Below are 1,921 nucleotides of genomic sequence, written 5' to 3' on the forward strand. Positions count from 1 at the left end.
CCTATTGGCTGGTGGCCAGAAACCTGCACGACCTCTCGGAGCCGGCCGCCGCGTTCGCCGACTGGCTCAGAAGTGAATTTGCCGAAAGCAGGCGGGCGCTGGAAGCGCAGGCTTAAACCCTTCTGGCCCGGTTCCTGTCCAGCCAAATGCCAAGCCGTGGCAACAAAGATTTTGGGCGCCTGCGCGAAGCCTGCGCACCGTGGACGGCCAAATCCCAAGGTCAGGCCGCTTCTTCGGCGCGCTTCTTCTCGATCTGGCCGATCGCGTCGACCACGGCATCGAAAGTCAGCATGGTCGAAGCGTGCCGCGCCTTGTAGTCGCGCACCGGCTCCAAATATCTGAGATCCGCAAAGCGGCCGTCCGGCGGGGCGCCATTTTCCTTGAGCATCTTCAGCATGGTGTCGCGCACCGCGCGCAATTCCTCGGCACTCGCGCCGACGACATGCTGCGCCATGATCGATGACGACGCCTGGCCGAGCGCGCAGGCCTTCACGTCATGGGCAAAATCCGTGACGACGCCGTCCTGCATCTTGAGGTCGACGGTGACGGTCGAACCGCATAGCTTGGAGTGCGCCTTGGCGGTCGCGTCAGGACGATCGAGACGGCCGATGCGGGCGATGTTTCCGGCAAAACCGAGAATTTTCGCGTTGTAGACGTCGTTTATCATAATTTTCCAATCCGTCGCCGCCAAGCGAACAGCGATTGCCGCTGTCGTGTCTTCCTTTCGCTCGCTATGACCTTATATAATGCTGGCAGTCCGGTATCGACAAGAACGACGAAAGCCAATGTCCTTGCCGGGAAGTTCACGCCGCTTACGGGGCTGGAAACGGGGCGAGTTTCCGACACCGAAAGGTCGTGGTCCGTTCAACTCGTTCCTCCGCCGAGAGGGACTACGGGAGACGCCTTTATGGATGCCGTCATCAAGAAGCTCATGCCACAGTCAGCCTATATGGAAAAGCCGGTCACCGACCGGCCAAGCGAAGCCGAAGTCGAAGCCGCCGTGCGCACGCTTTTGCGCTGGACCGGCGACAATCCGGACCGCGAAGGGTTGGTCGACACGCCGAAGCGGGTGGCAAAGGCCTTTCGCGAAATGTTCGGTGGTTACGACATGTGCCCGGCCGACGAGCTCGGCCGCACCTTCGAGGAGGTCGCCGGCTACGATGACCTGGTGATCGTCAAGGACATCACATTCCATTCGCATTGCGAGCACCATATGGTGCCGATCATCGGCAAGGCGCATGTCGGATATCTTCCGGACGGCAAGGTCGTCGGCCTGTCCAAGATCGCACGCGTCGTCGATATCTTCGCCCACCGCCTGCAAACCCAGGAGGCGCTGACGGCGCAGATCGCCGGCGTCATCCAGGACGTGCTCAATCCGCGCGGCGTCGCCGTCATGATCGAGGCCGAGCACATGTGCATGGCCATGCGCGGCATCCGCAAGCAGGGATCAACCACGCTGACCTCGACCTTCACCGGCGTTTTCAAGGACACGCCCGAAGAGCAGGTCCGTTTCGTCACCATGGTGCGCGGCGGCGGGGTCTGATCGGCCCTCGCCGGCCATCAAAACAAGGACCGGCGATGTCGGCACTGGAATTTCCAAAAGCTCCGTCGGACAAGAAGGCTCTCGAGGAAGGCGCGGTGTTTTCGCCGCGCTTCGATGCAGCCGGGCTGGTCACGGTCGTCGTGACAGACGCCGCGGACGGCATGCTGTTGATGGTTGCGCATATGAACGCGCAAGCACTGGCGCTGACGCTTGAGACCGGCATCGCCCACTACTGGTCGCGCTCGCGCAGCGCGCTTTGGAAAAAGGGCGAAACATCAGGCAATTTTCAGCATGTCGTCGAGATGCTCACGGATTGTGACCAGGATGCCATATGGTTGCGCGTCAAAGTGTTGGGCCACGACGCAACCTGTCACACTG

3 protein-coding genes and 1 pseudogene are annotated in these 1,921 nt (G+C 61.3%); 3 read left to right on the top strand and 1 reads right to left on the bottom strand.

Features of this window, described 5'->3' with window-relative positions; translation table 11 throughout:
- Positions 1-116: pseudogene (locus EN914_RS39595) on the top strand (transcriptional regulator); the annotation flags it as partial.
- A 104-nt stretch (positions 117-220) separates the two neighbouring features.
- Here the strand turns inward: EN914_RS39595 and EN914_RS33730 are convergent.
- Complete coding sequence (locus tag EN914_RS33730; RefSeq protein ID WP_024505359.1) at positions 221-667, bottom strand: iron-sulfur cluster assembly scaffold protein; 447 nt, start codon at positions 665-667, stop codon at positions 221-223.
- 240 nt (positions 668-907) lie between these two features.
- Between EN914_RS33730 and folE the strand changes: the two genes are divergently transcribed.
- Together folE and hisI are read left to right on the top strand one after the other, a co-directional pair.
- Positions 908-1,543, top strand: a complete 636-nt coding sequence (gene folE, locus EN914_RS33735; RefSeq protein ID WP_013531982.1) for a GTP cyclohydrolase I FolE — start codon at positions 908-910, stop codon at positions 1,541-1,543.
- A gap of 35 nt (positions 1,544-1,578) precedes the next feature.
- On the top strand, positions 1,579-1,921 hold a 343-nt coding region (gene hisI, locus EN914_RS33740; RefSeq protein ID WP_127389597.1), incomplete at its 3' end, for a phosphoribosyl-AMP cyclohydrolase.

Source organism: Mesorhizobium sp. M7A.F.Ca.CA.001.08.2.1 (assembly GCF_003998455.1).
Lineage (GTDB): Bacteria > Pseudomonadota > Alphaproteobacteria > Rhizobiales > Rhizobiaceae > Mesorhizobium > Mesorhizobium ciceri.

Coding starts and splice junctions, on each gene's coding strand:
- EN914_RS33730 (WP_024505359.1), bottom strand. CDS start 667: ATGATAAACGACGTCTACAACGCGAAAATTCTCGGTTTTGCCGGAAAC.
- folE (WP_013531982.1), top strand. CDS start 908: ATGGATGCCGTCATCAAGAAGCTCATGCCACAGTCAGCCTATATGGAA.